Source organism: Actinomyces massiliensis 4401292 (assembly GCF_000269805.1).
In the GTDB taxonomy this organism is placed as follows: Bacteria; Actinomycetota; Actinomycetes; order Actinomycetales; family Actinomycetaceae; genus Actinomyces; species Actinomyces massiliensis.
Genome location: NZ_JH711482.1, coordinates 722,025 through 748,168, shown reverse-complemented (window position 1 = coordinate 748,168; position 26,144 = coordinate 722,025). Strand labels below are relative to the sequence as shown.

At 63.8% G+C, this 26,144-nt stretch carries 19 protein-coding genes and 2 tRNA genes; 14 read left to right on the top strand and 7 right to left on the bottom strand.

The features are described 5' to 3' along the window. The first annotated feature begins 331 nt into the window (after positions 1-331). On the top strand, positions 332-1,636 hold the full coding sequence (locus tag W5W_RS0111670) for a threonine/serine exporter family protein (protein ID WP_029574289.1): 1,305 nt from the start codon (positions 332-334) through the stop codon (positions 1,634-1,636). Positions 1,637-1,732: 96 nt separating this feature from the next. Here W5W_RS0111670 and W5W_RS0111665 read toward each other — a convergent pair whose 3' ends face one another. Next, on the bottom strand, positions 1,733-3,346 hold the full coding sequence (locus tag W5W_RS0111665; protein ID WP_008732870.1) for an aspartate:alanine exchanger family transporter: 1,614 nt from the start codon (positions 3,344-3,346) through the stop codon (positions 1,733-1,735). 272 nt (positions 3,347-3,618) lie between these two features. On the opposite strand from W5W_RS0111665, the gene W5W_RS0111660 reads away from it, so the two are divergent. From W5W_RS0111660 to W5W_RS0111625, 8 genes are all read left to right on the top strand, one after another. Continuing rightward, positions 3,619-5,412 (top strand): acetolactate synthase large subunit, encoded by a 1,794-nt coding sequence (locus tag W5W_RS0111660; protein ID WP_017195513.1) that lies wholly within the window; start codon positions 3,619-3,621, stop codon positions 5,410-5,412. Positions 5,413-5,416: 4 nt separating this feature from the next. Further along, positions 5,417-5,929, top strand: coding sequence for an acetolactate synthase small subunit (gene ilvN / locus W5W_RS0111655; RefSeq protein ID WP_008732877.1), 513 nt, complete (start codon positions 5,417-5,419; stop codon positions 5,927-5,929). Positions 5,930-5,938: 9 nt separating this feature from the next. Next, on the top strand, positions 5,939-6,970 hold the full coding sequence (gene ilvC, locus W5W_RS0111650; protein ID WP_008732866.1) for a ketol-acid reductoisomerase: 1,032 nt from the start codon (positions 5,939-5,941) through the stop codon (positions 6,968-6,970). A gap of 237 nt (positions 6,971-7,207) precedes the next feature. Further along, positions 7,208-8,278 (top strand): 3-isopropylmalate dehydrogenase, encoded by a 1,071-nt coding sequence (locus W5W_RS0111645; RefSeq protein WP_008732854.1) that lies wholly within the window; start codon positions 7,208-7,210, stop codon positions 8,276-8,278. Between the two features lie 178 nt (positions 8,279-8,456). Further along, on the top strand, positions 8,457-9,626 hold the full coding sequence (locus tag W5W_RS0111640) for a branched-chain amino acid aminotransferase (RefSeq protein WP_017195512.1): 1,170 nt from the start codon (positions 8,457-8,459) through the stop codon (positions 9,624-9,626). Between the two features lie 124 nt (positions 9,627-9,750). Further along, positions 9,751-10,881 (top strand): LCP family protein, encoded by a 1,131-nt coding sequence (locus tag W5W_RS0111635; protein WP_029574288.1) that lies wholly within the window; start codon positions 9,751-9,753, stop codon positions 10,879-10,881. 247 nt (positions 10,882-11,128) lie between these two features. Then, positions 11,129-12,277 (top strand): polysaccharide pyruvyl transferase family protein, encoded by a 1,149-nt coding sequence (locus W5W_RS15790; protein WP_238533336.1) that lies wholly within the window; start codon positions 11,129-11,131, stop codon positions 12,275-12,277. 796 nt (positions 12,278-13,073) lie between these two features. Next, positions 13,074-15,302, top strand: coding sequence for a CDP-glycerol glycerophosphotransferase family protein (locus W5W_RS0111625; protein ID WP_029574287.1), 2,229 nt, complete (start codon positions 13,074-13,076; stop codon positions 15,300-15,302). A gap of 22 nt (positions 15,303-15,324) precedes the next feature. Here the strand turns inward: W5W_RS0111625 and W5W_RS0111620 are convergent, their stop codons facing one another. From W5W_RS0111620 to W5W_RS0111600, 5 genes are all read right to left on the bottom strand, one after another. Beyond that, complete coding sequence (locus W5W_RS0111620) at positions 15,325-15,618, bottom strand: antibiotic biosynthesis monooxygenase family protein (protein ID WP_008732836.1); 294 nt, start codon at positions 15,616-15,618, stop codon at positions 15,325-15,327. A 108-nt stretch (positions 15,619-15,726) separates the two neighbouring features. After that, positions 15,727-16,584 (bottom strand): polysaccharide deacetylase family protein, encoded by an 858-nt coding sequence (locus W5W_RS0111615; protein ID WP_029574286.1) that lies wholly within the window; start codon positions 16,582-16,584, stop codon positions 15,727-15,729. 164 nt (positions 16,585-16,748) lie between these two features. Further along, positions 16,749-16,821 (bottom strand) — tRNA-His (locus W5W_RS0111610). 119 nt (positions 16,822-16,940) lie between these two features. Beyond that, positions 16,941-17,561: an oligoribonuclease gene (gene orn / locus W5W_RS0111605; protein WP_008732860.1), complete on the bottom strand. Its 621-nt coding sequence runs from the start codon at positions 17,559-17,561 to the stop codon at positions 16,941-16,943. A 94-nt stretch (positions 17,562-17,655) separates the two neighbouring features. Further along, positions 17,656-17,728: transfer RNA gene (locus tag W5W_RS0111600), tRNA-Arg, on the bottom strand. 176 nt (positions 17,729-17,904) lie between these two features. Here W5W_RS0111600 and W5W_RS0111595 point away from each other — a divergent pair. From W5W_RS0111595 to W5W_RS0111580, 4 genes are all read left to right on the top strand, one after another. Continuing rightward, complete coding sequence (locus W5W_RS0111595; protein WP_008732846.1) at positions 17,905-20,673, top strand: ATP-binding cassette domain-containing protein; 2,769 nt, start codon at positions 17,905-17,907, stop codon at positions 20,671-20,673. A 116-nt stretch (positions 20,674-20,789) separates the two neighbouring features. After that, positions 20,790-22,406, top strand: coding sequence for a GTPase domain-containing protein (locus W5W_RS0111590; protein WP_017195506.1), 1,617 nt, complete (start codon positions 20,790-20,792; stop codon positions 22,404-22,406). Continuing rightward, positions 22,403-23,896, top strand: a complete 1,494-nt coding sequence (locus W5W_RS0111585) for a GTPase (protein WP_017195505.1) — start codon at positions 22,403-22,405, stop codon at positions 23,894-23,896. The genes W5W_RS0111590 and W5W_RS0111585 overlap by 4 nt, the downstream gene beginning before the upstream one ends. Before the next feature lie 246 nt (positions 23,897-24,142). After that, positions 24,143-24,724, top strand: coding sequence for a single-stranded DNA-binding protein (locus tag W5W_RS0111580; protein WP_017195504.1), 582 nt, complete (start codon positions 24,143-24,145; stop codon positions 24,722-24,724). A gap of 60 nt (positions 24,725-24,784) precedes the next feature. Here the strand turns inward: W5W_RS0111580 and W5W_RS0111575 are convergent, their stop codons facing one another. Continuing rightward, positions 24,785-25,318: a TY-Chap domain-containing protein gene (locus tag W5W_RS0111575; RefSeq protein ID WP_008732840.1), complete on the bottom strand. Its 534-nt coding sequence runs from the start codon at positions 25,316-25,318 to the stop codon at positions 24,785-24,787. 129 nt (positions 25,319-25,447) lie between these two features. Here W5W_RS0111575 and ftsE point away from each other — a divergent pair, with 129 nt between their 5' ends. Next, positions 25,448-26,137: a cell division ATP-binding protein FtsE gene (gene ftsE, locus W5W_RS0111570; RefSeq protein ID WP_008732874.1), complete on the top strand. Its 690-nt coding sequence runs from the start codon at positions 25,448-25,450 to the stop codon at positions 26,135-26,137. Positions 26,138-26,144: the final 7 nt, after the last annotated feature.

Sequence of the window (26,144 nt, the reverse complement as noted above, 5' to 3'; positions counted from 1 at the left end):
GACCAAAAACCACCCCACCCAGTTCACCCACCCCACCCAGCTCAACCGGCCCACCCAGTTCACCCACCCCACCCAGCTCAACCGGCCCACCCAGTTCACCCACCCCACCCAGCTCAACCGGCCCACCCCACAAATCACACGAACACCCGCGAGCACGCCAACCACCCAGACCCTTTCAAGGGAAAGCAGACGGACATCACACCGTAGAAGCCGACCCACAGGCCTTCCGTCCGTGCATGATCTCCTCGCAGTGCGTCACTATTATGACGTGAGTTCTGATACCCCTTACGACCCCTACTATCCGGAACCTGAGCTTGACGCAGACCGACTCATGCAGCAATCGGCAGTTGTGCTCCGCCTAGGCAAGCTCATGCTTGCCAGCGGCGCCGGTTCATACCGTGTGAAGTCGTCAATGGCCAAGGCCGCCTCAGCGGTAGGACTGGATCGGCACGAGGCCACGGTCACCATGACGGAGCTTGTCACCTCGTCTTTCGTTGGCGAGCGGTTCCGCACCGAGACCTGCGAGGTGCGTCGAGTTGGGGTGAACGTTGATCGTCTTGAGGCATTGCGGCGAATCGTGCACGATCTTCGTGCTCATGAGACCGTGGAGCACCTCGATCGGAAACTCGATGAGATTGAGGGCAGGCACGCCCTCTATGGAGGTTTCACCAATGCAGCGGCTTCTGGTGTGGCCTGCGCAGGATTCTGCTTTCTCAACCAAGGAGGATGGGTCGAGTGCTCGTCCGTCCTGATCGCAGCCTTCATCGGTCAGTTCATGCGACGTCAGATGCTTAAGCGTCAGTATCAGCACTTCTTCACCTGGATGGTGTGCGGCGTCATCGCCTCCGGGGTTTACATGGGTATTGTGAGCCTGCTTCACATCTTTGGGATTGTTTCGGGCGATCATCAGGGTGGAATCATTTCTGCCATCCTGTTCCTCATCCCCGGATTTCCCATGGTGACATCCATGCTCGACCTGGCACGTCAAGATTTTTCCAGTGCTTTATCCCGGGCGGCTTACGTACTCGTCGTCATGGCTTCGGCGGGTGTGGCTGTGTGGACCGTTACCTTCTTGTTCCACTGGGAGGTCGAATCCACCAACACCGTTGTCCCCAACGGATTCCTACTGCACGTCCTGCGGTGCTTCTGCTCATTCATAGCCGCTTACGGTTTCGCTGTGCTCTTCAACGCTGGGACCAAGGCTTCACTGTTGGCGGCTGTCGTCGGTGCTTTGGCCAACACGGGACGACTCGTGCTCATCGACCTTCATGTGCCGTGGCAGTTGGCGGTGGGACTGGCGGCCGTGATGATCGGTCTTCTCGCACAGCTTTTCGTCTCCCGCGTTTCTCTTTCGCGCGTTGCCTTGTCGGTGCCGGCAGTCGTCATCATGATCCCAGGAGTGCCCTTCTATCGGGCGATCTCAGCACTTAACAACCAGACTGTGGAGGCGAACGTAGCTGTCGGGGAAGCAGCAGGAAACCTGACCGAAGTCTTCTTCGTCATCACTGCGATCGGAGTGGGTCTTGCTATAGCGCGAATCCTTACCGATCATAACTGGCGTCACGACGTCGATACCTCTGGGCACATCGTCCTGCCGGAATCTCACGGAAGCGCTTCGGAGCCCAAGCGCCGCTGAGGTTTCCCATCAGAATTTTCCAGATTTCTCCGTCGTTACTTAATCACTGCTTGCCTGATCGCTCCGTTCCCCTGTGATATGCAGAGCGTGCTTCGCTCATAGGCCGCCGAGCACCTGGGCGATGAAGATCTTCACGATCATGGCCACCGGATAGACCATGGCGTAGCCCAGGGCCACCCGCGGGTCTGCTCCGGTCCGCTCATTAGCGAAAGCCAGAATGGCGGGTTGGGTTTGCGCGCCTCCCAGGAGACCGGACAACCGTGTGCCGCCCATCTTCACGATCCAGCGCATCGAGCTGTACAGGCCCAGACCCACAATGGTGGTCATGATGAAGCCTGTGAGAAGGATCTTCCACCAGTCATCGCCGTTGAAGGCGCTGGCGATCTGCCCACCGGCCTTGGTGCCTGCCTGGGCCAGGAAGATGAGCAGCCCGAGTTCGCTGAGCACCGCCGTGGCGGTGAATGGCATAGCGGTCACGAAATTTCTAATGCGGCCGATCTTTCCGAATATCAGCCCAATGATCAGTGTGCCCGCAGCTGATCCAATGGAGAAAGTCGCACCAGTGGGCGTGAGGAATTTCCACTCGCCGATGATGATGCCCGCCGCCATGCCCAGGCCGAGGGCGATCGGGTTGATTGAGGACAGGCCTCGCGAGGAGTCGCCGAAGAACTTCGATATCTCCGCTATGCGCCCCGTGGGCGCCACGACGCGTACACGATCGCCCTGCTGAAGGACCAGGTCGGGTGTGCCCACCATATCCGTGTCGCCGCGGCGGACACGGGAGATTGTCGCGCCGAACTTGTGGTCGATATCGAGCTCGGAGACCGTGTGGCCGGCGAGTCTGGGGTCTGAAACCGTGATCCGTCGGAAATCGAGGTACTTGCGGTCCTCGATCAGGGAATGGGAGGAGCCGTGCCCGAGGGCCGTGATGACCTGGTTGACGGCGTCCTGGGTTCCCACGACGGTGACCAGATCCTCCTTGAAAAGCTTGTCCTCACGTGCTGGCCGCGTGATGGGGCCCTGCTCGCCTCGGCGAAGACGCGAGAACTTCAGTTCTCCCGAGATCGGCTCGGCGATGTCGCCGATCATGGGGCCGTCGGAGCGTTCGACGCGGATGGTGCGGTTGACCAGGGGAGAGGGCTTGTCCTTGTCGCTGCGGCGGTAGCGCAGCGACAAGAGGCAGAAGAACAGCATGCCGATGACGCCGTAGAGGTAGGCGACCGCATAGCCCACGGTGGCGATCGCAGCGCCGTCGGGGTATTCGGCGAGTGTGGCCGCGTTGCCCGCTGCTGCCAGGGCGGGAGTATTGGTGATCGCGCCGGCGTAGGTGCCGGCGATCATCGGGGCGCTCATCCCCAGAGCGCGTCCGATGCCGAGGCCGGCGAATGCCGCGATGATGAACATCATGAGCATCAGGGCCAGCGGCCCTACAGCATTACGGATGACATGGAAGAAGTTGGGGCCGGACTGAATGCCAATTGCGAAGGTGAAAATCGCCAGACCCAGCGTTCCCAGCGGTGCTGGCACTTCGACGATAACGCCTTTGGAGACGCCCGCCGCAGCCAGGGCGATGCCTGCGAATAGCACGGCTGCGGCGCCCAGGCTCACCCCCTTGACCTTGGCGCGCCCAACGAGCATGCCCAGCCCTATGAGCAGGAACAGGACGAGAACGGAGTTCTCGGCCAGGTGGTGAAGGAGACCGATGACCACGAGTGAGAAGCCTTCCGGAACTGCTGCTCGTCGGCGCGCAGCGCGAGTATGTACTGAGGAAACAGTTTAGCTCCGGCATCGGTCGTCCCGTGTCCGTCCGGTACGGAGGCATGTGAGGCGCCGGAGGAGAGGCCTTGCGCGGTCCGTGATTCCACGATGTGGGACAAATCCTTCGGTCGTTCGACTCGTATCCTGAGACCACCTACGGTTGGGATCAGCCGGCCGCAAGGCCGGTTCCGATCGCACAGATCGCACAGAGAGGAGGTCGGAGGATGGCGCGCGGCAGCACTCCCTCGGCCCAGGAGCCGCAGGACCGCCTGCTGATGACAGGCGCTCAAGCACTTGTACGAGCGTTGGAGAAGGTCGGCGTCACCGATATCTTCGGCATGCCCGGTGGGGCCATTCTGCCCTTCTACGACCCTCTGCTCGCCAGCGAGAAGATTCGTCATATACTCGTGCGCCATGAGCAGGGTGCCGGACATGCTGCTCAGGGGTATGCCATGGTCACCGGCAAACCGGGCGTGTGTGTGGTCACCTCGGGCCCCGGAGCCACAAACCTGGTTACTGCCATTGCCGATGCCCACATGGATTCCGTGCCGCTTGTGGCGATCACCGGTCAGGTGGGCGTCAAAGCGATTGGCACCGATGCCTTCCAGGAGGCCGACATCGTCGGTGCGACGATGCCTTTCGTCAAGCATTCTTTCCTCGTCACCACGCCTGAGGAGATTCCCGTGCGTGTGGCCGAGGCCTTCCACATAGCCGCAACTGGTCGCCCGGGCCCCGTTCTGATCGACGTCACCAAGAACGCTCAGGAGGGCATGGTCGAGTTCCGGTGGCCGAGCAAGGTCAATCTGCGCGGCTACACCCCGCCGGGAAAACCGAACCAGCGTCGTGTCGCTCAGGCCGCCGAGGTCATTAGCGCTGCAGAACGGCCAGTGCTCTATCTCGGCGGCGGATTGAACCGTGCGGGGGTTCCAACTAATCAACTCACCGAGCTGATCGACGTCATCGGCGCCCCTTTCGTGACGACGCTCACGGCGCTTGACGTCATGCCCACGGATCACCCGCTCAATCTGGGAATGCCCGGGATGCACGGCACTGTGGCCGCCGTCGGCGCCCTCCAGCGCGCTGACGTCATTGTCACCCTCGGCGCCCGCTTCGATGATCGCGTCACCGGCAAACCGGATACCTTCGCGCGCCGCGCCACGATCGTCCATGTCGACATCGATCCGGCCGAGATCTCCAAGGTCCGTACTGCGGATGTGCCGATCGTCGGTGATCTGATCGACGTTGTCCCCGCACTCGCCGCAGCCTGTCGCGCGCAGTTCTCCGAGGAGCCGCGGACCGAGATCGACCAGTGGCTCACCGAGGTCGCCCATATCCGCGCCACTTATCCCACTGGCTGGACCGATACGGATGACGGCCTTCTTCAGCCTCAGGAGGTCATCACTCATCTGGACAAAGCCGCCGGCGAGGATGCCATCTGGGTCACTGGAGTCGGCCAGCATCAGATGTGGGCGGCCCATTACCTGCACTTCTTCCGGCCGCGCTCCTGGCTGACCAGTGCGGGTGCGGGCACTATGGGCTACGGAGTTCCGGCAGCCATGGGCGCCAAGGAGGCGTGCCCGGATCGTCCGGTCTGGCTTATCGACGGCGACGGCTGTTTCCAGATGACCAACCAGGAGCTGGCCACCTGCACGCTCAACAACATTCCGATCAAGGTGGCCATTATCAACAACTCCTCACTGGGCATGGTGAGGCAGTGGCAGACGCTGTTCTACGGGCAGCGCTATTCCAACACCGACCTGCATACCGGGGCCGGCACTCAGCGCGTCCCCGATTTCGTGAAGATGGCAGAAGCGTACGGGGCCGTCGCCTTGCGCTGCGAACGGCTCGAGGACCTCAATGACATCATCGCCCAGGCCAATGCCATCAACGACCGCCCCGTCGTCATCGACTTCATCGTCTCCGCGGACGCTCAGGTGTGGCCGATGGTGGCCGCAGGCGTGTCCAATGACGAGATTCAGCACGCTCGGGGCATGAGCCCCACGTGGGAAGAGGAGTGAGACCGTGAGCGAGAAGCACACGCTGTCCGTCCTGGTGGAGAACAAGCCCGGCGTGCTCACGCGCGTCTCGGCGCTGTTCACCCGCCGCGGCTTCAATATTCACTCCCTGGCAGTAGGGCCCACCGAGCACGAGGACGTCTCGCGTATCACGGTGATTGCTGATGCCGAGGGACCTGCCATGGAGCAGGTGACCAAGCAACTCAATAAACTAGTCAATGTGCTCAAGATCGTCGAGCTCGATCCGGCCACGTCCGTGGGCCGCGAGCTCTTCCTCATCAAGGTGCGCGCCGATGATTCCAATCGCACCGCAGTGCTGCAGATCGTCGATCTCTTCCGTGCTCACGTTGTCGACGTGTCCCCGACCTCGGTGATCATCGAGACAGTCGGTTCGGAGTCGAAGGTCAGGGCACTGCTGGAATCTCTTGGTCCCTACGGGGTCAAGGAGATTGTCCAGTCCGGTGCCGTCGCCATTACGCGCGGGCCGCGATCCATCACAGATCAACTCAAGGAGAAGTGACAATCCATCATGGCAGCTGAGAAGTTTTACGACGATGATGCCGATCTGGCCGTCATCCAGTCCAAGAAGGTCGCCGTCATCGGTTACGGTTCCCAGGGGCATGCTCACGCTTTGAACCTGCGCGACTCCGGTGTGGAGGTTGTCGTCGGCCTGCGTGAGGGCTCTTCCTCCGTGGCGAAGGCGGAGGAGGCCGGCCTGTCCGTCAAGCCGATCGCCGAGGCGGTCGCCTGGGCCGACGTCGTGACGGTCCTGGCCCCCGACCAGGTTCAGGCCGAGCTCTACAAAGCGGAGATCGAGCCGAACATCAAGCCCGGATCGGCCCTGCTGTTCTCCCACGGGTTCAATGTTCATTTCGGTTACATCAAGCCGGCAACGGATATCGACGTCGTCATGGTCGCCCCCAAGGGCCCCGGGCACACCGTGCGTCGCGAATTCGAGGCGGGGCGCGGGGTGCCAGTTCTCGTGTGCGTCGAGCAGGACTCCTCGGGTGAGGCCTGGCCGTTGGTGCTGTCCTATGCCAAGGCCATTGGCGGTACGCGCGCCGGTGCCATCAAGACCACCTTCCGCGAGGAGACCGAGACCGATCTCTTCGGCGAGCAGGACGTTCTGTGCGGTGGCCTGTCCAAGCTCATCCAATACGGCTACGAAGTGCTCGTGGAGGCCGGATACCAGCCCGAGATGGCCTACTTCGAGGTCTGCCACGAGATGAAGCTCATCGTGGACCTCATTAACGAGGGGGGCATTTCCAAGCAGCGCTGGTCCTGCTCCGACACCGCCGAGTACGGCGACTACGTGTCCGGTCCGCGCGTGATAACCCCCGACGTCAAGGAGCACATGAAAGAGGTTCTGGCCGACATCCAGAACGGCTCCTTCGCCAAGCGCTTCATGGATGATCAGGCCGCTGGCGCGCCTGAGTTCAAGCGTCTGCGCGCCGAGGGCGAGACTCACCCGATCGAGAAGACCGGCCGGGAGGTCCGCGCCATGTTCTCCTGGCGATCCGAGATCGACACCGACTACACCGAGGGCTCCGTTTCCCGCTGAGAGACCGGGGTTCATCGCAATCCCATCGGTCTGAGCGCACAGCGTTGACCGTATACGGCGTCCCCGGCAGCATTCCCGCTGCCGGGGACGCCCATTAATCACATAGACCGGGCCTGACCCGGGGCGGTGAGAACGCCGCCATTACTGACATCACTGACAGTACTGACATCACTGAGAGATTCGCCAGTATGCGGACCCCTCGTCTCGCGATCTGGTTCGCTTCCGTACCCTGTGAGCATGACGCACAAGCAGATCATCAAGCTCGCAGTGATCCCAGGTGACGGTATCGGCAAGGAAGTCGTGCCCGAGGGGCTCAAGGTTCTGGACGCCGCCCTGGAGGGAACGGATACCGAGATCGTCGCGACCGCTTTCGACCTTGGTGCCGACCGTTGGCACCGCACTGGAGACACGCTCACCGACGCCGATCTTGAGGCGATCAAAGACCAGGATGTCATCCTCCTGGGTGCTGTCGGCGACCCCTCGGTCCCCTCCGGCATACTCGAGCGCGGTCTACTGCTGCGTCTGCGTTTCGCCCTAGATCACTACGTCAATCTGCGTCCATCCAAGTACTACCCGGGTGTGCCCACACCGCTGGCCGCTCCCGGTGATATTGATTTCCTGGTCGTGCGTGAGGGTACAGAGGGCCTCTATTGCGGCAACGGGGGAGCGGTCCGCGCGGGCACCCCGCAAGAGATCGCCACCGAGGTGAGCGTCAACACGGCCTACGGGGTGGAGCGCCTTGTGCGTTACGCCTTCGAGCAGGCTCAGAAGCGTCCTGCCAGGCATCTGACGCTAGTCCACAAGCACAACGTCCTCGTCAATGCCGGCCACCTGTGGCGCCGTACCGTTGAGGCCGTGGGAGCCGAGTACCCCGAGGTGTCCGTGGACTACAACCACGTTGATGCCGCCACCATCTATCTGGTCACTGATCCCGGCCGCTTCGACGTCATCGTGACTGACAACCTCTTCGGCGACATTCTCACCGACGAGGCCGGCGCCGTCACCGGCGGCATCGGCCTGTCCGCTTCAGGCAACATCAATCCCGACCGGGCCTTCCCCTCCATGTTCGAGCCCGTTCACGGCTCCGCACCGGACATCGCCGGGCAGGGCAAGGCCGATCCAACCGCCACCATCAGCGCAGTCGCTATGCTGCTGGAGCACATCGGGCAGCCCGGTCCCGCTGCTCGCGTACATGCCGCCGTCGATGCCGACATGGCTGCACGAGCGGCGGCCAACGCGGCTGGAACACCGCTGGTCCGTTCCACGAGCGAGATCGGTGATGCGATCACCGCAGGACTTCGGGCCTGAATCGGTTCCTCGCCGCCTTTGGAGGTCGTCCGGTGGGCGTGGGCTCGGACTCGCGCCTGTTATCCGATCCATAGTTCACGCCGGAATCCGGTGGTCGGCCCCGAATCAGGGCGCTCGGGAACGGTCAGTATGCGAGAAGAGCCATTTGACGCCGTGAGCACGGCGGTAGGCTGCCGCCATGCCTGAAACCGCGGCCGCTGCAACCACCTCCAGCTCTCTCGAGACGCCGTTGGCCCACGCCGCTGCTGTCGCCGTCCCCGACGCCAATGACCTTGCCGGACGCTTCCTCCTGGCTCCCAATCCCGAGGCCGCCAGTGAGGCTGAACGTGTGCAGGCCCTGACCGACCTCCACTTCGGGAGCGTCTTCACTGATCACATGGCGCACGCCCGTTGGACGCGCGGTGTGGGGTGGACCGACCATGAGATCACGGCCTACGGAGACCTCACGTTGTCGCCGGCTGCGGCCGTCCTGCACTACGGCCAGGAGATCTTCGAGGGCATCAAGGCCTATCGTCATGCCGATGGCAGCATTTGGACCTTCCGGCCTCGCTACAACGCGGCTCGGCTCAATATCTCGGCCCGCCGGATGGCGCTGCCCGAGCTGCCGGAGGAGGACTTCATCGCCTCGCTGGTGGATCTCGTGCGCGCCGATGGCCACTGGGTACCCTCCGGTGAGGGCGAGTCCCTCTATCTTCGTCCCTTCGTCTTCGCTTCGGCGGCTTTCCTCGGCGTGCGTGCTGCTGACGTGGTGGACTACTACGTCATCGCCTCGCCTTCTGGCGCGTACTTCACCGGTGGTCTGAAGCCCATTAGCATCTGGGTTTCGCAGAATTTCCACCGTGCGGGTCGAGGCGGCACGGGCTTCGCCAAGACCGGGGGCAACTATGCCTCCTCGCTATTGCCCCAGCAGGAGGCTGCCGCCAAGGGCTGCGATCAGGTCTGCTTCCTGGATGATGTCACTGAGCGCAACCTTGAGGAGCTCGGCGGCATGAACATCATGGTCGTCGATCATGATGGAACGGTACGCACCCCCCATCTGACCGGGACGATTCTGGAGGGCAGCACTCGTTCGGCGATCATTCGTCTGCTCATCGACTCCGGTCGGCGCGTCGTGGAGGACACCATCAGCTTGGAAGGCCTGCTGAGCGACATCGAGTCGGGGCGAGTCCGCGAGGTCTTCGCCTGCGGGACCGCTGCCGTGGTTGTGCCTTTGGGACGACTCAAGGGGGAGGGGTTCGACGTGACCATTGAGGGCAGTGCCGTCACGAGTGAGATTCATGACCGCCTCACCGGCATCCAGTACGGCACGTATGAAGACCCGCACAACTGGATGTACCGGCTCGCATGAGCCGTGCGACCACAGCGCTGAGCTGGGTTTCCAGCAGCGCGGGCAGCAGCACGTAACCCGAATGAATCGCTCCGACATGCGAGCCTGCTTCCTGGAGGCCGCTAACAGGTGATTGCATAGGGGCATGACTGACACCTCCCCGCGTCATCCCTCCCCGTCGTCGGCGGCCACACCTCCGGAACCCGCAGAACCCGCGGAACCCGTATCATCCCCCACTGATACCGCTTCTCCGCGTCGGTTCAGTCGTGGATGGAAGATCGCCCTGTTCTCGGTGCTGGGGCTGATTCTGTTCCTGGTTGTGGGAACCGCTGCTGCCGGCCTGTGGGTCAGGCATGCGTTGGGCAGCAATGTGGAGACCTTCGCCGATCCTTTCGCAGGCCTGACCACGCGCGCCCCGCAGCAGGCGGTTCAGAAGGGGCAGGAGCCCGCCACGAACTTCCTGGTGCTCGGGACGGATTCGCGTATCAGTGCGGGTGATCCCTCGCAATGGGAGATCGGCGCCCAGCGTACCGATGCGATCATGATCGTGCAGGTCAGTGGGGATCGGAAGAGCGTGTCCGTGATGTCCATACCGCGTGATTCCTGGGTGGATATTCCCGGTCATGGGCAGGCCAAGATCAACGCGGCATATTCGTACGGCGGGCCGACTCTGACGATCCAGACCGTTGAGCAGCTCACGGGTATTCGCATCGACCACTTCATAGTGGCCGACTTCGAGTCTTTCAAGACTTTGACTGACGAGATCGGTGGTGTGACGATCAATCTGAAGACTCCGCAGAACCTGGCAGGAACAGATTTCAATGCCGGCGCGCAAGTGCTTAATGGCGAGCAGGCCCTGGCCTATACGCGTGAACGTAAGACACTGCCCAATGGAGATTTCGACAGAGTCAACAGGCAACAGGCGTGGATGCGGGCCATCGTGGCCCAGGTCCTGAACAACGGAAGTCTCTCTGATCCGAAGAAGCTGTACTCCTTCCTCCATGCAGTCACCGGGACGATGGCGGTCGATGAGGGTTTCACGATCGATGAGATGCAGAGTCTGGCACTGGGAATGCGAGGAGTGCGCTCCAAGAACATCAAGTTCATGACTGTGCCCGCCATAGGGGCCAGCGCGTCCGAAGATGGCCAGTCTATCGTCGAACTCGACCCAGATAGGGACGGGCCGCTCTTCGAGGCCTTCAGGACAGATACCGTCGAGGATTATTTGGAGGCCAATCCCGATGCTGCCGAGCTTTTGCCGGCGACGGTGAACTGATGTGAGTCTCGTCTTCCTCCACCCCCTCGAGGCGGATTAGTAACGACGTATCGCGCTGATAGCCGAGAATGCGGCGAGGCGGTCGGCCGTCGGCAACAGCTCCGTCCTGTTTGTTGCCGTTCCACAACGATGCATGCGCCATGCGCAGTCAGTTATTCCTGCATCCGTGGGTGAGGCGTAGGTTGCCGTAAGGAGTGAGCGGGTGATTTGCGCCCATCTCGTGACTTACAACACTTGCGGAGGAAGAATGGCCGAGAATGGCCCGAGTCGTGTGGGCGAAGCAAATCGGTTGCGGCATGTGGCTCTGTTGACCGTGCACAACTCTGGAAACTACGGCTCGGTGCTGCAGAGTCTCGCGACTCAGAAACTGATTGAGGGCGCCGGTGCACGCTGCACCGTGGTCGACTTTCGCCGTGAGAGGGTCAGGGGAGATGAATCAAGGTACTTTTCGAGAAATCCGCATTCGCATGCTCCTTTAGCCTCGCAAATGTACTCCATGATGCGGAGGCGTGGGGCGAGAGAAAAAACATCGGTGTTTCGCGACTTCCTTGCGAGAAGGGCGAGGATATCCGATGAGCATTATAATTATTTCGAGGACCTTTATCGTTTGGGTGTCCAAGGTTATGATGCTTACTGTGTGGGATCCGATAGGGTGTGGGATATTGAGGGGGGTCGAGGCGGTCAACCATTCTACTTATCGTTTCTGCCGGATGATGCTCGACGCTTCTCATTCTCCTCGTTTATTGGAATGAGGGCGCTCCCGCAGGATGAGGAGCGCCGTGTGCGTGAAGGGTTGTCTCGTTTCGACGGCTTATCCGTCAGGGAGGCTCGAACACAGGAGTATCTCATGTCTCTCGGTCTCGAGGCTGAGCGGCACGTGGATCCCACGCTCGCCATTCCCTCCCAGTACTGGCGCAGGATATCCTCCGCCCCGCTCGTCAGCGGTCCTTACATTGCCGTTTACCAACTCCATCGTAACCCACTACTGGTAAACGCGGCTTCCCGCATGGCGAAAATAACCGGATTGCCCCTGGTGAGGATTGATTATTGGAGGACGATGCGCATGCCCGGCGCAAAAGCTTTCGTCACTCCTTCGGTGGAGGAGTTCCTCGGTCTCGTTAAGAATGCGTCATTCGTTGTCACTGATTCATATCACGGTATTGCTTTTTCGCACATATTCGAGACGCAGTTCGCTGCTGTACCGCCCCCTCATTGCAGTATACGTCTTCTAGCTATTTTAAATCGTCTGGGGACTGATCATAATCTTATCCGCGCGGTCGAGCAGGTTGATGCAATCGCTCTTCGGTGGGGGGCGCTGACCTTCAACCATGAACGTCTTGACCGTGAGCGTCAACGTGCTTCCGACTATATTCGCTCGCAGGTATTGGGCGCTTGAGTATTTTTTCGACGGTCCTCTGTTCTTCTTTGTCGGGTTTGTCGGGCGCCGTAAGCTATTCCATGCTCTCGCGTTGTGTGTGGGGATCTCCGGTTGAGGTCGCTGTCGAGAGCTGGTCGTATCCGGCTCGTTACTTTAAGTGTATGGACGTCTCGATTCTGCATAGATTCTTGCCGTAGTGCATTTCTTGGGGAAGCAAGTAATTGGTTGACGCTAAAGTCTGATGCGCGGTTGCCTCTGCGTGGCAAGGACTCTTCTGGCTCCCGCTGACCGGATTCTGCGCCCGTGACCGTCCTGAAGGCGCCTGATTAACCAAGGCTCCGAGGGCCTGTAGAGAACGTGAGGACTTTCTGGAGGACAATATGCCGACATGCATCGGCGTGGGCATTCCAGCCTGTACCGGCCCGTTTTCGGCTGCTGCACCGCGGCGCATTCTGAGGTCCTCCCTGAGGGTGCTGGGGCGCCGGGCGCTGATGGTGCGTCCATGAGCGATGTGAGTTCCTCGGGCGACTCGCGTCACCGGCGGCCCGCTCTCAGCGTCGTCATACCGGTTGGCGGTTCTCCGACTCGCCCGACTGCACTCGAGGGGGCCGCTCCCACAGCGCACATTCCCAGTGCCGAGGGCATCGAACGATCGATCTGTTCTGTTATCAATCAGTCACTGCAAGAACTCGAGGTGATCATTGTTGCTCGAGTGCCCGGGGCCGGTGATAACAACGCTAGTTCAGATCACGCAGTTTCCGCCGCGGTGTCCGTGGCTCAGCGGTTATCCGAGCAGGACTGCCGGATACGAGTCATGGCTGAGGCTGATATCGCCACCGGCGTGGAGACCGCCGAGGCCCCACTGCTGACCGTCCTGGACCCCCACGACACTGTGGCTGCCGGAGCCTACGAGATCATGACCTCGCAGCTGTCGAACTCTGGCTCCCAGGCCGTCATCGGCGCGATGTGTCCTTCGAGAAGTCTCAATCCGTCGCGGCTGCGCCGAAGGCGTGCACGGCTAGTCGACGTGCTCGATGCCCTGGAGGATCCCCTGATGGGCCGCCTACTGGCCCGCACGGAACTCTGGCGCGCCGCCGTCTGTCCGGACGAGCCGGTCATTGAGGCGATAGTGATCAAGGTGCTGATGGCGGCCCGCATGATCGACGTCATCGACTACTGCGTCTTGCAGCGCTCTTCTTGCCGGGACACTCAGGACACTGATGATGGGGCTCTGGAAGACGGCATTGCGCGTGCGCAGGCCATAGTGAGAACTGCGGCGAGCACTCCGGCCCTTCTCAGTCGTCTACTGGGAGCGTGGATGCGCGACGAGGTGGTTGATCTGGCTATACGCGCTGTGGAGGCCCTCCCTTACGAATCCGGTCGGCGTCTACGCGACGATGTGGGTGGTCTGCTGCCTGCAGTCAGTGACAAGGCGTGGTCGCTGCTGCCCCTGCTCGATCGCGCGCTGGTATGGGTCCTGGCATACGGCACGCGCACAGATCTGGAAGAGCTGATCGGCTCGCGCATTGAGGACACCACTGCGTGCCCGATCCAGCTGGTAGAGGATCCCCGAGCTCCTTTGCACGCCATTCCGCCGGTATTGGATCGAATCGCCGCCTTGCCCGCTGAGTTGCTTACAGTGCACGCGTCGGACTTGCGGCTGATTGCAACGGGCTCGCCGCAGTGGAGGACGCCGTACTGTCTGGAAGTCAGAGGCCTGGCATATGTGCGTGGCCTTTCCTGCGATGATTCGGGGAGCCTGTTCATCGAGGCGTTCGACGACGATGGGGCTCTCGTCGCGAAAGGGCGCGCCAGTCGAAAGCGCGCACTGAATGCCGACGTCGAAGCCGATGACCCGTGGCACAGCCATATCAGTGAAGGCTACACCGCTGCTCTTTGGATGGCGGGGGAGCGAGCGGACGGGAAACGGGTGCGACTGCGTGCTGTGCTGACTATTGCCGACAGAACCACTGCGGCCTGGCTGCCCGACCTGCCGGAAGTACCCGATGGGCCAGCCGAAGGACACGGCGCAGGTGGGGGCGTGCACGAAGCGGGCTCAGCGCGACCAGTGGAGGTCACCCTCGACGCCGCCTGTATCGAGGACGGCATTCTGACCCTGGAGGGCCGTGCGCCCCAGATGTTTGACCCCATGATCATCAGGGCTCACTCACAGCGGGGGGACTATGAACTGACCGCGCATCGCGTCAGGACCGACGGCTGGAGAGTCGTCGCGGATCTGTACGACACGGCCCTTGCCTCCGGAGAGCATGTGCTGACCTGGAACTCGGGTTCGGAGCACTCCGGCCCGTGTCTGGCCGGCGTCTTCATCAGCGCTACTCCTGTCGAGCTGGCCGGGCACATACGCTCCGTACGGCTGTGCGCGGGGGCCGACCGGCAGGTCGCCCTGACTGTGATGCCCCCTTTGACTGCTTTCGAGCGCTCGAGCTTCGGGCGTGCTCAACTCGTCTCCCGGGCCCCTGGGTCCTTGAAGCGCAGCCTCGTCTTCGAATCCTTCGATGGCCGTTCCACCGGTGAGCCCCCGGCCGCCATCCTTGCGGATCTGCTCGCCCATGGTCTGGACGCGCCGGTGTGGTGGACGGTTGCGGACGGTGCGACGAACGCTCCGCAGGGCTCGACGCCTGTGGTTCGCGGATCAAGGGCGTGGTTTGAGGCACTGCGCACTGCTCGCATCATCATCGCCGACGATCACCTGCCTGAGTGGTTCTATAAACGACCCGGTCAGCGCATCATTCGGATTTGGCGCAGCATGCCGAACAATGAGCCCGTCCCAGACGCCCCGAGCCGAACGGCTCGGCTATCCTACCGGCGGCTGATGGCTCGTCAGGTGCCGCAATGGGACCTTCTTCTGCCCCAGACGGATGCTGTAGCCCGCGACTTGCGCGCCTCGACGGGGTACACCGGTCGAACTCTAGTTGTCGAGCAGCCTCGTAGTGATGGCTTGAATGTCGGCCTGCTGGTAGGTGAGGAGTGCAAACGACAAGTGCGCGCCTGGATCTTGGATGTCCTGGCCGGCGAGTCGTGAAATCGTTCGGAGCTGCCGCCGGTCAAGCGTCGCGCTGGACGACCTCGAAGCCCAGCAGTTCGACGCTCATACCGCGCCGCTCGTCATCCGCATGATTGCCGGCCGGCCGGGCGGCGGACCACGCCTCGTAGTGCTCGCGGGTGTCCCAGCGAGTTACGACGAAATACCGCTTCTCGCCGACGACGGGGCGCAGAAGCTCGAACTCCAGGAAACCCTCGGCAGTGTCCACCATCTTCTTCCGGGCTGCGAAACGGCGCTCTATCTCAGCATCGGCGCCTTCGGGGAAGGTCAGTGCGGTGATGTTGACGTAGGTCATGGAGCCTCCTCATTCGGCGATCCGGGCAGGCTCGAAGTACCTGCTCCACGGTTCGGCAGTTACGGCAAGGCGAGCCTACGTCGAACGTGCCGAAGCAGGTACGCACTCTCAAATATGGCGGTTGTGCTCAGGGCCGAAATAGATGTCATCAAGAGTGGCGGTCAGCAGGCTGCGCTCTCTCAGGATATCGATGATCTGCCCGTACAGATGGGTCACCGTGGGGAAGTTGGCATGGCCGATCACGATATGCTGCGCCAGTAGCCACTGCCGAGCCGCATCAAGCAGAGTGCCCTCGTCCAGCAGCCCCGAGTCGCCGAACGAGCCGTACCACATGGTTGATGTCGTGTACCCCAGTGAGGCGCACACAGAGTCGGTCCAGTCATTGCGATAGCCGTAGGGCGGTCGGATGAAGGGAGTGCCGGTGACACCGTAGTTGTTATTCAGGAACTCCTCGCACTGGGTCAGTTCCGAGACGATCCCCGACTCGTCCAACGATGTCAGTCCCGAATGAGACCACGTGTGGTTGCCCAGTTGCACTTGTCCGGACTCCACCAGCGGCACCATCTTGTCCCTGCAGTCCGTCCAGCCGGGATAGGAGGCTGTGACGAAGAAGGTCAGACGCACTCCCGATTCCTTGGCGAAGTCGAGGTAGGCGTCCACCACTGATGAGTCGGCGCCGTCGTCGACGGTGATCGCTACCGTGTCGCCGACATCGTCGGGCAGGCCTGTGATGACGGTATCGATCTCGGCGGGTGCTGGCAGCCTCGGCGGCCCGTCCTGGAGCCACAGGGGGCTGCGTGATGGGGTGGGTGAGGGCGTCGGGCTCGGGGTCGGTGAAGGTGCCTCCGCTGACGCGGCTGGCGAGGAGGAGGATTGGCCTGCTGCCGTATCGTGCGCAGTCGAGCAGGAGGCGAGGGCTGCGGCTGTGCCGGCAGCGAGCATGAGCATGAAGTCGCGTCGTTGCATCAGGAGCATCCTGAAGTCATCAGTGTATGGATAGGGGGCGCCCGTGCCGGATTGGGGTATTGGGATGGTATTGGGATACTGAGCGGTGCGGGCGCTGCGGCGGTGCCCTGCGCCGACTTCTACAGGGGACGCCCGGGCGCCAACGCGGCACCGGACGAGGGCGGGGTGGCTGACGGGGTTTGAACCCGCGACCTCCTGGACCACAACCAGGCGCTCTGCCGACTGAGCTACAGCCACCATTGTTGCGAGCGATCCGCAACGAGTCGGTACTTTATCCGCTTGCTCGTGCCCGTACCAACCCGGGTTCCGTGTACTGCATCACGTGTGCAGGCGGCACCGGCACTGGGCCTGCAGGTCTACAGCAGTGATGATGTCGGATGCGTCGAGACCTTCTCGGCCACGGCCTTGCACTCCTCGCTCGTGGGGCCCTCGCCTGCGGGGAAGAGAACCTCGCGGTAATAGCGCAGCTCGTCTATCGACTCCAGAATGTCGGCCAGGGCGCGGTGTCCGCCGTGCTTCTCCGGGGAGTGGAAGAAGGTGCGCGGATACCAGCGCTTGGCGAGCTCCTTGATCGAGGACACATCCACGACCCGGTAATGCAGATAGTCGACGAGCTCGGGCATGTCGCGCACGAGGAAGGCCTTGTCGGTGCCCACCGAGTTCCCGGCCAGCTGAGCTGTGCGAGGTTGAGGCACCAACGACCTGACATAGTCCAATACCGCGTGCTGAGCCTCGGCCATAGTGAGGCCGTTCCCGAGCTCGTCGAGCAGGCCGGAGGAGGTGTGCATGTCCCGCACGAAGTCGCCCATCTGCTCCAGCGCCGCCGCCGGGGGCCTGATGAGCACGTCAATCCCTTTCCCGAGGGGCTTGAGGTCGTAATCGGTGACGACGGCCGCCACCTCGATGAGCGCATCCGCGCTCAGGTCGAGGCCAGTCATTTCGCAGTCGATCCACACCAAGGGGTCAGCAGTAGTCATCTGTCGGCTCACGCTGGCCGAGTGTAGCCCCAGGCCGCCCATGGCCGACCCCAGCCAGCCCCGGGATCACGATTGTCGTGATCCCGGGGCGCCGTGCCCCCGACAGGATTCGAACCTGCAACCATCGGATTAGAAGGCCGGTGCTCTATCCATTGAGCTACGGAGGCGAGTGGCCTGCCTGGGCTCAGATTAGAGTACGGCATGGATGGCTTTGAGTAGGGCACGCAGGGCACTTATCCCCATCGGCAGTGCGTCATCGAGTCCCACCTGAGCTTTCGGCGCCGGTATCGTTGAGTCAGGCCCCGGGCCTCCACACGCCCAATGTCATCCTGAAAGGACCCCCGTGTCCCCCACTGCGCTAGCCGTGCGTCTGTCCGCGGCCCCCGCCTATGTCCAGCCGCAGATCTTCACCACGCCTTTCGTTGTCGGGCGTCTGCCGGAGTGCGAGTTCGTGATCTCCAACTCCTCAATAGTCTCCCGCCGTCACCTGCGAGTCTCGCCCACGCCTCAGGGGTGGCTCGTGGAGAGCCTGTCCGAGAACGGGATGGTGGTCAACGGCCGGAAGATTCCGCAGGTGCTCGTCACGTCTCCAACTCGGATTCACCTCGCCGACGGATCGGGCCCTGGCCTGGACCTCGTTCCGACTCAGGCCCCTGTCGGCGGGCCCCCGTCTGCGCCGATGCCCGCTGCGGCCCCGCATCAGCAGGCCGTTCCGGGGCCTGGTGCGCGTCCGGGGCCGGGGGCCGTCCCGACGAATGCACCTACCGTCGTCCCGCCCGGTACGCCGGCGGGAGGACCGGGCGCCGCTGCCGGACGCCACGGCGCTCAGCCGATGGGCTATAGCGCACAGGCCCCTGGTTACGGTCCCGGGCCGGCTGCGTCTTCAGTGTCTTCAGCGCCTTCGTCGGCGGGGATGGCGATGGCTCCCGGTTACGGCTCGGCGCCGTCGGCCTCCTCGGCTGCGGCCGGAACGACCATGGCCGTGGGCTCCGCGGCCGCGGCCGCAGCCATCGGCGGTCCTGCCTCCGGAGGTCAGGCTCCCGGTCAGCCTCCCCAGGTCACTCATGTCCAGATCAGTGGCTCGGGGACGATCGGTCGCCGCCCCGACAACGCCTTCACCGTCAACGACCCCACCATGTCCGGGCGCCATGCGCGCATCGATGTGACTCCGCAGGGCGCGGTCGTCACGGATCTCGGTTCGCGCAACGGCGTTCTGCTGGGCCATCAGCGTGTTCAGACCTACACCGTCACCAAGCCGACGGTATTCGGCATGGGGTCGAGTTTCATCGAGATCAGCCCCGACGGCGGCTGCTCCCTGAAGATCGGCGGTGGCGGCGGCGAGCTGGTGGGCAAGGATCTGACGTTCAGTGTGAACGACGGCAAGCTGCGTCTGCTGGATGGGATCTCGTTCAAGCTTCCGGGCAATGAGCTGCTGGCGGTGGTGGGGCCCTCGGGAGCGGGCAAGTCGACGCTGCTCAAGGCACTGACCGGTGAGCAGAAAGCGCAGGCCGGGCAGGTGCTCTTCGATGGTCTGGACGTCTACGAGCACTATCCGGTCATGCGCAACAAGATCGGTGTGGTGCCGCAGAACGACGTGATCCATTCTGCTTTGACGGTGCGGCAGACCCTCGAGTACGCCGCTGAGCTGCGGTTCGCCAAGGATGTGACGAAGGCGGAGCGGCGTCAGCGGATCGACGAGGTGCTGGAAGACCTCGACCTGGTCGAGCATGTGGACAAGCGGGTCAAGAAGTTGTCCGGCGGCCAGCGCAAGCGGGTGTCGACTGCGATCGAGCTGTTGACTCGCCCTTCGCTGCTGTTCCTCGATGAGCCGACCTCCGGTCTGGATCCCCAGCTGGATCGTGACGTGATGGAGCTGCTGGCGACTCTGGCTCACGGGACGCGTCCGGGGGACACGGGCCGCACGGTGATGGTGGTGACCCACAATGAGAACCACATCGATCGGGCGGACAAGGTCTTGATCCTGGCGGCAGGCGGCAAGCCGGTGTACTTCGGGTCGCCCCGCCAGGTCATCCCCTATTTCCGGGAGCGTCTGGCCGAGCTCCGCTCCCAGGGGCAGCTGGTGGTCTCCGCCCCCAGGGGCGGCTTCCCCGACCCCGGCGAGATCGAGGGCTTCGCGGATGTCTACGCCCTGATCCGAAATCACACCCAGATGCTGCGCGCTCACCTCGAGGCGGTTGAGCCTTCGACGCGACGGGGGGACGGGCGGCGGATCCCCACGGCATTGTCGTCCTCGTATCCCAAAGCGCCTCAGCAGTCGAGGATGCGGCAGATCTCGACCCTCGTGCGCCGGCATCTGCGCATCGTGGCGGCGGATCCGTCATATCTGGCCTTCATGCTCGCCCTGCCCATCATCATGGGCCTGCTCACCAAAGTCATCTCCGGGAAGAATGGCTTCTCTGTACCGGAACTTCCCGCTCCAACGCCCGATAATCCCTGCGTCGTCTACTCCACCCAGGCTCTTGAGCTCCTCGTGATTCTCATTACGGGTGCGGCGTTCGCCGGCATGGCTGCGACGATTCGTGAACTGGTGGGGGAGCGGGACGTGTTCTTGCGGGAGAAGGCGGTGGGCCTGCGCGCGGGCGCTTATCTGATGTCCAAGGCGATCGTGCTGGCGCTGATCGTCACGGTGCAGACCGCGATCATGATGGGAATCGCCCTGGCACTGAATGAGCACCCCTCTGATGCGGTACTGCTGGGCAATCCGGCTCTGGAACTGGCGGTGTGCTGCTGGGCGGTGGCCTTCGCCTCTGGTCTGCTGGGGCTGGCGATCTCGGCGTTCGTGTCCTCTTCCGAGCAGGTCATGCCGGTACTGGTGGTCTCGATCATGGGGCAGTTGGTCCTCGCCGGTGGCGTGGTTCCAGTTGCCGGGCGCGCGGTATTCGAGCAGCTGGCCTGGTTCATGCCGGCGCGCTGGGGATACGCGATGGCCGCCTCCACCATCGATATGAACCAGATCGTGCCTCACCGCGAGGACAGCCTGTGGGCGCACACCACCAGTCAGTGGCTGACCGATTACGGCATCCTGTCGGCCATCGGCCTGGTCTGCCTGATCATGTGCTACGTCGGACTGGCCCGTCGCGGGCGCCGCTGACGCCGCGGCACTGCCGTTGACCCCGCACTGGCCAGTACGACCCGAGTACGCAAGCACTCGGACCGTTCTTGCAACAATGTCGCACGACGCCCTCTGACGGCCCTAAAGTTGGCACCATGGTCGCACCCACGCCCCTACTCCCCTCCGGGCAGGATGTTCCTGTCTCGGCGCTCAGTCGCGCCCAGCTCATCGATGTCCTGACCGATACCGTGGGGGACTTGGAACGGCTTGAGCTCACGCTGGACGCCGATGGCGTCGCCGACGCCCGCAGGATGCGAACCAGCCTGATCGGACAGGTTCGAGACCATGTGCTGCCGCGACTTGTCGATGCCGATCTGCCCGCCGTCGTCGTCGTGGGCGGCTCCACCGGTGCGGGCAAGTCCACGCTGGTCAACTCCGTCCTGGGCGCCGAGGTCTCCGAGGCCGGGGTCCTGCGACCCACGACGCGCACGCCCGTGCTGGTTATGAATCCGGAGGACACCGATGCGTTCGCCGACCATCCTTTGGCGCAGGTGTGCCGTAGCGTCTTCTCTAAGACCGTTCCGGCGGGCCTGGCCCTTGTTGATGCCTCGGATCTCGACTCCGTGCACGAGGCCAACCGGGCTCTGGCGCTGCGTCTTCTGGAGGCCGCTGACCTGTGGCTCTTCATCACCACTGCCGCGCGCTATGGCGACCACACTCCCTGGTCGTCTCTTGAGGATGCCGCGGGGCGACGCACACCCATCGGCGTTGTGCTCAATCGGGTCCCCGCCCGGATTCTTCCGGAAGTGCGCCGCGACCTGGTGACCCGCCTTGAGGGACTGGGGTTGGCCGAGTCCCCCTTCTTCGTCATCCCTGACGCGGGTCCCCATGAGGGCCTGCTGCCCGAGGGTTCCGTCGCGCCGCTGCGCGACTGGTTGAGTCTGCTGGCGGGACGTCATCGTGCTGCCGGCCTGGTGCGCCGCACCGGGCACAGCACATGGACGAGCCTGCGCGCCGACCTCACCCGCCTGGCGGACGACGTCGATGCTCAGGATGATGCCGCGACTCGGCTCGAGAACGCCACCCAGGCCCTTCTGTCCGCGCCAGTGGCGGGGATGCAGGCGGAGATCGATGCGGGCGCCTGGGGGCAGGGAGCTCCAGCCACCCGTTGGTTGGCTTTGGCGTCCACCGGCGGGCCTCTGGCCTCCATGGCTGCGCTGGAGCCCGGTCGCCGTCTGCGTGCGGGTCTCTTCGGGCGTCGCACCAAGGCCCGTGCACAGGCTCTGAAGGACCTGGCCGCCGATGCCGTCGAGGTTGTCGCCGACAGGCTCAAGGCTGCTCTGGTTTCTCTGTCCGGTCAGGCCCGCGAGCTGTGGACCGGCGCAGGCGTGCCGGAGGAGGTCGTGCGGCAGCGCCTCGGAGCCATCCAGGACAAGGACCTCCATGCGCAGTGGGCGCGCAGTCAGGTCCGCGAGCAGCTGGTGCCTGCCAGTGGCCTGCCCAAGGGCATGAACGCCGATAGTGTTGGTCACCTGCTCGTGGCTGCCGCCGTCGGGGTCGATGGCGCCGTCGAGGCCGCTCGCAACCTGGGGCTGGCCGAGGCTGCGGGCCAGGCGCGCAGCGCCCTGGTTCAGACCCTTACCGCCGAGCTCGCCACCATCGTGCCCGCGGGAGCCGCCCGTGCGCTCGCTCCCGCTCCCTCTTTGGCCGCAGCCCTGCGCCTGCGTGCCGGTGAGCTCACCCCCTTCACCCGCCCTGGAGCATCCGCATGACTCAGGAACCATTCATCGTGCATACCGAGCCTCTCGATGCCATCCACCTTGAGGCCCGCCTGTCCCGGTTGCGAACCGCACTAGACGCGTGCCCCACAGAGGTGCCCGCCTCCCTGGCGATTCCGGCGAGGCAGGCGCTCGAGGAGGTTGGTGAGCGTCTCGCACTGGGCGTTGATCACACCGTTGTGGCCCTGTTCGGCGGTACCGGCTCGGGCAAGTCCTCTTTGTTCAACGCTCTGACCCAGTTGCAGTTCGCCGATGTCGGTGCCCGCCGCCCCACCACGTCGCAGGCCGCGGCCTGCTCCTGGGGTGACGATGCGAGTGCCCTTCTGGACTTCCTGGGCGTCGGCAGTGAACGTCGCATACGCCGCGAGTCCCTCCTGGACGCTTCGGATCAGGACGAGCTCGCCGGGCTGGTCCTGCTCGACGTTCCCGACTACGACTCGGTGACGACTGCGCACGCCCTGCAGGTCGACCGCCTCGTGCCGCTGGCCGACATTCTTGTGTGGGTCGTCGATCCCCAGAAGTATGCCGATGCGGCGCTCCACGAAGGCTACCTGCGCGGTCTGGGCGCCCGTCAGGAGGACATGCTGATTCTGGTCAACCAGGTCGATACCCTCCCCGCCGGGGGAGCCTCGACCCTGTTGAAGGATGTGCATGACCTGCTCATCGCCGACGGCCTTCACGACGTCAAGGTCCTGCCAGTCTCCGCCGTGCGCGGCGATAACCTAGGACAAGTCCGTGAGATCCTGTGCGATCGCGTGGCGCACGAGTCGAATGCGGCCCGGACCGCCTCCGCGGAGCTCGATGCCATCACCGCCAGGCTGCGCCCGACTGCGGCGCACCGGGAGATCGTGCTCGATCCGGCAGGGGCTCAGGATGCTGCCGCGTCCCTCGTCCGCGCTTCCGGAGCGCAGGCTGTCGAGGACTCTGTGCGCACGGGACTGGCCCGGGCCCTGCCGCGCGCCTTGGCGCGGCCTGAGCCGCCATCCAGAACCGCGGTGGCAGCCACTCGCACCACCTGGTTGCAGCAGGTGACTGGGGGGCTGCCGCCGGTATGGCTGCGCAGCGTCGAGGACGCCGTGGCCACTCCCGAGGCCTTGGCCGCCCAGACCGCTGAGGCGGTTGGTTCGGTCCCGTTGCCCGGTCACCGAACACCGGTCATCGAACTGGCTTGGTGGGGAGGGCTTTTGACCGTGCTCATCGGGCTGGCCTGGGGCGCCGCCATGGTGGCGACCGGCGGGGGAGTGGTACTGCCCGTCGTGGTGCTGCTCCTCGGTGTGATCGTCGCCGTGGGGGCGATGATCACGCGTCGCTCACGTGCGCGCAAGGAGGCCTTGATCTACGGCGACCAGGTGCGCGCACGCGTCTCCGCGGTAGTCGCCCGCGGCTTGACCGCTCCGGCGGACGGCGTGCTCAGCCGTCATCGCCAGCTCCAGGAGGCGCTCGGTATCAGTGCTCCTTCTACGCCCGTTTCCGAGTCCCGCTGATTCCCTCGTCTCTGCGCGGGAGCGCCGGCAATCCCTCATCGCGGGCCGTGTTGCGGGCCCTGCGGATCCTGTGGACCCTGTGGACAAGGACGGGACAAGGATGCGGGGTCGCAGGGCCCCACAGGGCGGCTCGTGCGAAGGCCGTCCACAGCGGTCAATGCCATTGGTGGCGCGCATTGGTGCTCGAGCGCGACTGTGGAGGAGAGCCAGCACGGTGCTGGCCCTCGTCCCCGCTAGGAGCACATCATGAGCCGTCAGCTCGATCTCGTCGTCCAGGGCTCCCTGGGCACCAATCCCGTTGTCTCGCGTACGTCTTCCGGGCGTCTCTTCTGCTACTTCCGCGTGGCCACCGCCCCGTCCTTCCGCGTTGAGGAGGTATGGCGCGATGGCCCGACCATCTGGTTCACGGCCAAGGCCTGGGGGTATCTTGCCGAGAACCTCGCTCACAGCCTGCACAAGGGTGATCCTGTCGTCCTGGTGGGCCGCTTCTCCCAGGACACGTGGGAGAATGACCGTGGACAGCAGCTGACCAATGTCTTGACCGTCTCGTGCGGCGGACCTGACCTGACCTGGGGCGAGTCGCGCTTCATGCGGGTCGCCCGCACAGCTCAGGCCATCGGCGCCGCGGATGCGACGACCTCGGCCGGGTCGGCTCCCTCGAGCGCCTCCGCGGATACTGCTTCTGAGTCGGAGGGCGCCGCAGTCGGCCTGCGGGAGACTCCGCTCGAGGATGCTCATTGGGAGACGCTGCCCGATGAACTCACCGATCGGCCGGAGCCCTCGGCCGATCCAATGGCCTACACGCTCCGCGAAGAGGCCCTTGTGTGAGCGAGGGCCTGGAGGGCGAACCGGGCCACGGCGAGGGGCTGCAGGCGATGCTGCGCCGTCTCAGCAGCTCTGCTCCAGCACCAGCCAGCTCAGGTCCGCCGGGTGCGCGACGCGTAGTACTTCGATGAGCACCCGGGTCACGACCTCTGCCGCAGTCCGCCCGTCCTCCACGGTGCGCATGAGCCGGTCCTCGCGCCGCGCCCACCCGAGAGCGGTCAGCTGAGCGCATGCGTCGTCGCCCAGCAGCACCCGGCCCTCGGTATCGAGTGCGGGCGCCCGCATCTCTACGCAGTCGTCCTTGCCCATCAGCACGATTCCGGGCGCTTCCGGCGATGGGAGGCGCGGGGACCGTTTGCGCCGCAGCGACCATAGACCCGACCTGCGGCCTTCGCTTTCGAGCAGGTCCGATTCCGTGATCACAGGTGCGGGCGCCACCAGGCGGACCGCTAACCCCCTGTCGACGTCGAGGTCGTCCGGTAGCCGGTGACAGCGGATCTGCTCGTCGATGAAGATGGCCAAGGACGGTGAGAACCTCGCCCATGAACCGACGTCGATGACATCGCTGAGGACGGGTGGGGGCGGCGTGTCGGGCATGGCTCACACGCTAGCGGGCCGCGACACGATCACGGTCCGCGTGTCACGCCGAGGATTCTGGCCAGTACTGGATACCGTGACCGCGAATGGGCGTGACCACGCCCTCGCACGCCAGGAAGCAGCCACTCGATGATTCGATTCGACCATGTCTCCAAGGTCTACAATCGGGGCGCCCGCCCCGCGCTCGATGATGTCTCGATCAAGGTCAAGAAGGACGAGTTCGTCTTTCTTGTGGGCGCCTCGGGCTCTGGGAAGTCAACCTTCCTGCGGCTGACCCTGCGCGAGGAGCGGCCCACCTCGGGCTCCATCCACGTGCTGGGGCGCGACTTGTCCCAGATCTCCAGCTGGAAGGTCCCCAAGCTGCGTCAGGAGATCGGCTTCGTCTTCCAGGACTTCCGTCTTCTGGACAACAAGTCCGTCTTCGAGAACGTCGCCATCGCCTCACAGGTGATCGGTAAACCGCGTCACTACATTCTGTCGGCGGTGCCGGAGGCTCTCGACCTGGTGGGCCTGGATGGCAAGGAGAAGCGCTTGCCGCATGAGCTCTCCGGTGGTGAGCAGCAGCGCGTCGCCATTGCCCGAGCCATGGTCAACCGTCCCAAGCTGCTCATGGCGGATGAGCCGACCGGCAATCTCGACCCCTCGACGTCGGTAGGAATCATGCGCCTGCTCGACCGCATCAATCGGCAGGGGACCACCGTGGTTATGGCCACTCACGATGACGAGATCGTCGATCAGATGCGCAAGCGCGTCATCGAGCTCAAGGCGGGTGAGGTCGTGCGCGACCAGGCCCGTGGTGTTTACGGCTCGGACCGCTGAGAGAGGT